Source organism: Mesorhizobium sp. WSM4848 (assembly GCF_055811375.1).
Genome location: NZ_JBVVPX010000056.1, coordinates 23,284 through 29,512 on the forward strand (window position 1 = coordinate 23,284; position 6,229 = coordinate 29,512).

The following is a 6,229-nucleotide window of genomic DNA, read 5'->3' on the forward strand; positions in this document are numbered from 1 at the left end:
TGCTGATTCAAGGTTTGCAGCCCTAGCATCGGGCTCCGTGTCGCGAAAGCCGGAACTATTGGCTCAACGCGACGGGTTGTTGCCGTTTGCATTGCGGCCAATCAACGCCTTCAACCGCCTCAACGCCGCCACCCGGCACATGGTCGGCGCCTGGGGTGAGCCGGAGCGGCTCGCCGATATGCGCCGTGGCTGGTTTCGCGGCGGCGCATCAGATCCGCAAATTGTGGGCGTTGGCGCGGACGAAATGAAGGCCCGCAGCTTCGGCGGGACGAGGCGGCGGCTGGGGTAATAGAGATGGAGCGGTTCGTAGCTGGGACAGAAAGGCTCCAGCACCTTGACCAGGGCGCCTGAGGCGAGAAGCGGCGCAGCGAGGCCTTCGACGGCAAAGGCCAGGCCAAGCCCTTGCGCGGCGGCGGTGATGCAGAGCGGCAGTGTGTTCACGATCAGACGTGCGTCGGGCGTGAACTCGACCTGTCGTCCATCGATAACAAACTCCCAAGGCGAGATGGCGCTGGTGCGGGTGAAGGCGAAGGCGATGCAGCGGTGGGCAGCGAGGTCGGCGGGCCGTTTTGGCGTGCCGTTACGCGCCAGATAGTCGGGACTGCCCAACACGACCATCTGCAGCGACCCGCCCAGACGCGCGCCGATCATATCTTTCTCAAGAAGTTCGCCGATCCGTAGACCGGCATCGAAGTTCTGCGCGGCGATATCGACGAAATTGTCGTCGAAGATCAGGCTAAGCCGCACGTCCGGGTAGGCATCCATGAACGGCCCCATCAGCGGCTCGATCAGCAGCGGCGCGGCGATCCACGGCAGGCTCAGGCGCAGCGTGCCGGCGGGGCGGTCACGGGTGTCGCGCAGTGCCGCGCCGGCCGCCCGGATCTCTTCGGCCGCTGGGCGCACGTGGTCGAAATAGTGGGCGCCGGCTTCGGTCAGGCCGACGCTGCGGGTCGTGCGGTTGAGGAGTCGCACTCCGAGACGCTCCTCAAGGCCCTTGACCGCCTCGCTGAGCGAGGCCGGGGCGACACCGAGTTCGGCGGCGGCGCGGGTGAAGCTCCTGGCCTCCGCGACCTTCACGAAGGCGACGATGCCGCTGAACTGGTCGAGGCGCATTATGAGGATATTCCAAATAGCCTTGTCGAACTATACGGGTTTTTTCGGTGAACCAAAAGCGTGATGTTGGCCCGACGAACGGGCTTCGCTGTCGCGACGGCCCGAAAGGCAAGGAGACAGGACCGATGACCAGGCTCGCTTCGCTCGCCGCCGGCGCTCTCCTGGCGGTGTCCGCCGCCCCCGCGAACGGCGGCCCGCAGGAAGACCGCAACATCCAGCTGATCAAGGACTATTACGCAGCTTACGCGACCGGGAACCCGGAGACCGTCCGGCCTTTCCTAGCGCCCGACATCGTGTGGCGCATTCCCGGCCACCATCCGCTGGCCGGCGACAAGCGCGGGCCGGAGGAAGTGGTTGCCTTCTTCCGTGGCCTGGCCGACGGCAAATTCAGGGCTGAGCCGATCTTCTTCCAGGCGCAGGGCGATCTCGTCGTCGACATCCATCGCGGCTGGTCGAACGTCGGCTCAGGTCCCGAGATCGACCAGCTCTACGCCCTGATGTTTCGCATCAAGGGCGGCAAGATCACCGAGGCGCAGAATTTCTTGACCGACATGTACCAGTCGGACGCCTTCTACTGGACGCACTACAAGCTGAAGCCACTGCCCGGCCGACTGGCGGACGACCGCTGAGACGGCGGCCTTTAATCCGTCGCGCCGCGCTTTTCGCTCCAGGCCAAAGGAGATTTGCCATGTTGAAAATCCTGACGCTAGCCACGGCAACCGCCGTCGCCCTCGGCTCCAGCGCCTTCGCCGCACCGCGCGTCGAGCGCGTTGCTTTCGCCTCGCACGGTGAGCAGATCGTCGGCGACCTCTATCTTCCCGAGGATCTGGACCTAGCGAGACCTCGGCCCGCGCTGGTCGTGACCGGCGCCTGGATGACGGTGAAGGAACAGATGCCGGCCCGCTACGCCCGCGAACTGTCCGACCGCGGGTTCGTCGCCTTGACCTTCGACTTTCGCGGCTGGGGCGAGAGCGGCGGCGCCCGCCGCCAATATGAGGATCCCAGCGCCAAGATCGCCGATATCGAGGCGGCGGTCGCCTATCTCGCGACCCGGCCCGAGATCAGCAAGGACCGCATCGGCGGGCTCGGCATTTGCGCCAGCTCCGGCTACATGGTCAACGCCGCCGCTAAAGATGCCGCGATCAAGTCGGTCGCTTTGGTCGCGCCCTGGCTGCACGATGCCGAGGTGGTCGAGCAGACCTATGGCGGCAAGGACGGCGTCGCCAGGCTCGTAGCCGCGGGCGATGCGGCCGAGGCCGCCTATCGCCGCACCGGCAAACAGGCATTCCTGCCCGCCGCCAGCCTGACCGACGAGCGGGCGATCATGTTCAAGGTGCCTTACTATACAGAGGCTGGTCGCGGCATGATCCCGGCCTGGCGCAACGAGGCCGACCCGGCCTTCTGGCGCGGCTGGCTGACATTCGATGCGATCCAGGCTGCCCGGCGCCTGCATCAGCCGTTGCTGATGGTGCACAGCGAGACGGCTGCCATCCCGCAGGGCGCGCACAAATTTTACGCGCGGCTGATCGGGCCGAAGCAGCAGCTGTGGCTCGACAATTTCACCCAGTTCGATTTCTACGACCGCGCTGCGCCGGTGAAGGCGGCGAGCGACGCCGTTGCCGCGCATTTCCGCGCCACGCTGGGCAGTGCAGGGGAGGCGGGGCAATGAGCCCCGTCACCCGCCGGTTTGTTTTGGCCTCGGCAGTTTTTGCCGCGACGCTTGCCGCTCTGCCGGCCTTGAGCACCATGCAATCCACGCCTGCGCTGACGAGCGAAGACAAGACCGCCATCGCCGAGGCGGTGGCGGGGATCGGCCTCTATGCCGATTTGCGCGAATGGGATCGGGTAAAATCCTATTTCGCGGATCGCGTCACGACCGACTATACCAGTCTTTTCGGTGGCGAGGCCGTGACCAGCGACCGCGACGCGCTGATTGTTCAGTGGCAAGGCGTGCTGCCGGGCTTCGACGCCACCCAGCACCTTATCACCAACATCGTTGTCGAAGGCGCGGGCAACGACGCGGTCGCGCGCAGCCATGTTCGCGCGAGCCACTGGATCGACACGCGGTTCTGGACGGTCGGCGCCAGCTATCTGCACCGGCTGGTGCGGACGCCCGAAGGCTGGCGCGTCAACGCCATCTCGATCCATCGCTTGTACGACGAGGGCGACCGCGCCGTGCTGGCCGCCGCCGCGGACCGGGTGGAGGCGGCGGCGAAATGACAATGCAGGCTTGCGCCGGGAACCGATTGGCGCCGACATTGGTCCTACCGCTCGCCCGATCATTTCATTTTCGATGTGAGAATCGTCTTAGTTCGGGAGCTTTGCCTCTCCTGAACATGCCTGGCGTCATGCCATGCATGGTCCGGAACGCACGGGAAAGATGGCTCTGGTCGGCGAAACCTGCCGCAATGGCGGCCTCTGCGAGGCCGAGCCCCTGTTCGATCAATGAGCTGGCGCGACGCAGTCTCCGGTCGCGGATATAGGCTGCAGGCGTCAGGCCAATCGCCTTCTTGAAATCCCGGATGACCTGGAACCGGGTGACGCGCGCGGCGTCGGCAAGCCGCTGCAAGTCGAACTGCGAGCCAAGGTCGCTTTCGACAACCTTCTCGTAGAGCGAGAACCTCCGTCGCGATCCCGAGCTTTCGATCTCCTCTACCCGCCCGCTGCAATCGCCATGCCGAACGATGAGATGCCTCAAGGCGACGAGCAGCGACGTCTCGGCTTGCGTCGCGTCAGGTGAGGTCGAGCTCTGGTGTGCTGCCATCAACGCTGCGGCGAGATCGCTGTCTTCGATATTCGCACGTGAGAAGACCGGAGCGTCAGCCCTGCCCAGCTCGCGGGCGAGCCCCGCCATCAGCGGCACCGGCGGATAAAACGTCCGGTAGGCCCAGCCTTCATCCGCACCCTGTTCCCCGTCATGCCACTCCTCGGGATTGACGACGGCAATGGTGCCTGCAGGAGCTATTATTTTGTGGCGCCCGATGCGGATGCGTTCGCAGCCGGCCGTGATCAGCGCGATCACATAGGTTGGGTGCGTGTGCAGTTCGTAGCGATGCTGCGTGAAGCGCGCCTTGAACAGGCCAAGCTCAGGGAAGCAGGGATGGCGCCAGTATTTCCTGGTCTCTATCGCGTCCACGGCTTTTGTCCCTGCAGCGGTCAATCTGGTTCAAGACGCCCGTTGTGCGACCTTCTAATCCGTGATCCAGCGGATCAAACCCGCCCTTTGCCAGCGTGGAAGGAGAGCATCGTGCTGCACAATGACCCGATCGCCGCTCTGACACCAGAGGTCATAGCCTGGCGCCACCATATCCATTGCAATCCCGAACTCGGATTCGACGAGAACGAAACGGCACGTTTCATTGCTGAGAAACTGCGCGCCTTCGGCTTCGACGAGGTGCATGAGGGGATCGGCGGCACCGGGGTTGTCGGCGTCCTGCGCAGCGGCACGGGCACACGCGCCATCGGCCTTCGCGCCGAGCTGGACGCGCTTCCGGTCATCGAGAGGACCGGCTTGCCCTATGCCTCCAGGAACGAGGGCGTGATGCACGCCTGCGGCCATGACGGCCACACCGCCATGCTGCTCGGCGCGGCCAGCCTGCTCAGCCAATCCCGCGCCTTCGACGGCACCGTCTACTTCGTCTTCCAGCCAGCCGAAGAAAACGAAGGCGGCAGCCTGCGCATGATCGAAGACGGCCTGTTCGAGCGTTTCCCGGTCGAGGCGATCTATGCCGTCCACAACTGGCCGGGCCTTGAGCTGGGGACAATCGCCGCTCGCGCTGGAACACAGATGGCGGCCGTCGACAATTTCGAGCTGAGCTTCGAGGGTCTTGGCGCGCATGCCGCCATGCCGCAGCTCGGCGACGACCCGATCCTGGCCGCGGGCGCCTTTGTCCAGGCCATTCAGCGCATCGTCAGCCGCTCGGTCGATCCGCAAACCGCGCTGGTCGTCAGCCTCACCCAGATCCACGGCGGCAATGTCGGCAACATCGTGCCGGGCAGGGTCTGGCTGCAAGGCACTTGCCGCTTTTTCGAGCCCGGTCATTCCGATCATTGCGAGAAGCTGATCGGCGAGATCGCCCACGGCATTGCCGCAGCCCATGCGCTCAACGCCACGCTCAACTACAAGAAGGGCTATCCGCCGCTCATCAACACGGCTGACGCCACGGCCCGCGCCATCGCGGCAGCCGCCGCCGCCGTCGGCAGCGAGAACGTCACGACCGAGTTCAGCCCGAGCCTCGGCTGCGAGGATTTCGCGTTTATGATCCGCGCGGCAGGCGGCTGCTACGCGTGGATCGGCGTCGGCGATGTCGGGCCCGGCGAGGGCCTGCACGGCGACCGCTACGTCTTCAACGACGAGATCGTGCCGACCGTGCTGCGCTACTACGTCAATCTGGTCGAGCAGACGCTTCCCGGCTCGTGAGCCGTCACAGGGAAAACTGACGGCTCAGCGGGAAATCCCGATCTGAATGCGATTCGTCGGCGATAAGCCGGGAAGCGGTCAGGCGCGAACCTCCCGACGCATCTCAGCCGGCTGTGGCCACGAGTTGCGTCACGCGGACGGGATTGTCCAGCACTGCCTGCGCGGTATCGGCCTGATTTTCATCGACCTGCGCCATCACAAAAATGACGCCTTGTGCGACGTTCGGCTCACCCGGCTTTTTGGCAACATCGGCCGATGCCTGGAGAAGCCCACCGGCAAAGCCGCCGCAGGCCCCACCGACGAGGACCAGGCCAGCCACCGCCCCGACAGGATCAATGCCGGTGGCTCCAAAAGCACCCAGGCCGATTAACAGACCAGCGGCGGCGCCAAGTGCGGCACCGCCCGGACCTCGCAGGACAGCCCTGATTTCGTCGTCGTAAGGTCCGATGACGCTGATCTGTTCTTGAGAAACTCCTGCCGCCTGAAGCGCGGCAACGGCACGCGCTGCCTGGTCGCGGGAATCGAAAAGTCTGCTGATTGTTCGCATTTGACACTGCCCATAGCATAGTCGCGCCCCCCGTATTTAGAAGCGGCGGGGGGGTGCGCCCCACGCGGTGAGGTGACAGAATTATATTTTAGATATTTGGGGGGGCGGGGTGAAAAAAAAACGTGCGATTTTAGACGACGACCGAGAGA

At 64.7% G+C, this 6,229-nt stretch carries 7 protein-coding genes; 4 read left to right on the plus strand and 3 right to left on the minus strand.

The window, feature by feature from the left end; translation table 11 throughout:
- Positions 1-63: 63 nt before the first annotated feature.
- Positions 64-1,113 carry a LysR family transcriptional regulator gene (locus tag AC0L16_RS31755; protein WP_473625471.1) on the minus strand — a complete coding sequence of 350 codons (1,050 nt, stop codon included), beginning with the start codon at positions 1,111-1,113 and terminating at the stop codon, positions 64-66.
- A 125-nt stretch (positions 1,114-1,238) separates the two neighbouring features.
- Here AC0L16_RS31755 and AC0L16_RS31760 point away from each other — a divergent pair, with 125 nt between their 5' ends.
- The 3 genes from AC0L16_RS31760 to AC0L16_RS31770 are packed head-to-tail and all read left to right on the plus strand — an operon-like array spanning position 1,239 to position 3,333.
- Positions 1,239-1,742: a nuclear transport factor 2 family protein gene (locus AC0L16_RS31760; RefSeq protein WP_473625472.1), complete on the plus strand. Its 504-nt coding sequence runs from the start codon at positions 1,239-1,241 to the stop codon at positions 1,740-1,742.
- 59 nt (positions 1,743-1,801) lie between these two features.
- Entirely contained in the window at positions 1,802-2,782 is a 981-nt protein-coding gene (locus AC0L16_RS31765) for an alpha/beta hydrolase (protein WP_473625473.1), read from the plus strand.
- Positions 2,779-3,333, plus strand: a complete 555-nt coding sequence (locus tag AC0L16_RS31770; RefSeq protein ID WP_473625475.1) for a nuclear transport factor 2 family protein — start codon at positions 2,779-2,781, stop codon at positions 3,331-3,333. Before AC0L16_RS31765 ends, AC0L16_RS31770 begins: the two co-directional genes overlap by 4 nt.
- A 64-nt stretch (positions 3,334-3,397) precedes the next feature.
- On the opposite strand, the gene AC0L16_RS31775 is transcribed toward AC0L16_RS31770, so the two are convergent.
- Entirely contained in the window at positions 3,398-4,249 is an 852-nt protein-coding gene (locus tag AC0L16_RS31775; protein ID WP_473625476.1) for an AraC family transcriptional regulator, read from the minus strand.
- A 111-nt stretch (positions 4,250-4,360) separates the two neighbouring features.
- On the opposite strand from AC0L16_RS31775, the gene AC0L16_RS31780 reads away from it, so the two are divergent.
- Positions 4,361-5,533 (plus strand): amidohydrolase, encoded by a 1,173-nt coding sequence (locus AC0L16_RS31780; RefSeq protein WP_473625477.1) that lies wholly within the window; start codon positions 4,361-4,363, stop codon positions 5,531-5,533.
- 103 nt (positions 5,534-5,636) lie between these two features.
- Here AC0L16_RS31780 and AC0L16_RS31785 read toward each other — a convergent pair whose 3' ends face one another.
- Positions 5,637-6,080, minus strand: a complete 444-nt coding sequence (locus tag AC0L16_RS31785; protein ID WP_473625479.1) for a hypothetical protein — start codon at positions 6,078-6,080, stop codon at positions 5,637-5,639.
- Between the last annotated feature and the right edge of the window lie 149 nt (positions 6,081-6,229).

What these genes read in the sequence shown, in the direction of transcription:
- AC0L16_RS31755 (WP_473625471.1), bottom strand. Translation starts at nt 1,113, where the DNA reads ATGCGCCTCGACCAGTTCAGCGGCATCGTCGCCTTCGTGAAGGTCGCG.
- AC0L16_RS31760 (WP_473625472.1), top strand. Translation starts at nt 1,239, where the DNA reads ATGACCAGGCTCGCTTCGCTCGCCGCCGGCGCTCTCCTGGCGGTGTCC.
- AC0L16_RS31765 (WP_473625473.1), top strand. Translation starts at nt 1,802, where the DNA reads ATGTTGAAAATCCTGACGCTAGCCACGGCAACCGCCGTCGCCCTCGGC.
- AC0L16_RS31770 (WP_473625475.1), top strand. Translation starts at nt 2,779, where the DNA reads ATGAGCCCCGTCACCCGCCGGTTTGTTTTGGCCTCGGCAGTTTTTGCC.
- AC0L16_RS31785 (WP_473625479.1), bottom strand. Translation starts at nt 6,080, where the DNA reads ATGCGAACAATCAGCAGACTTTTCGATTCCCGCGACCAGGCAGCGCGT.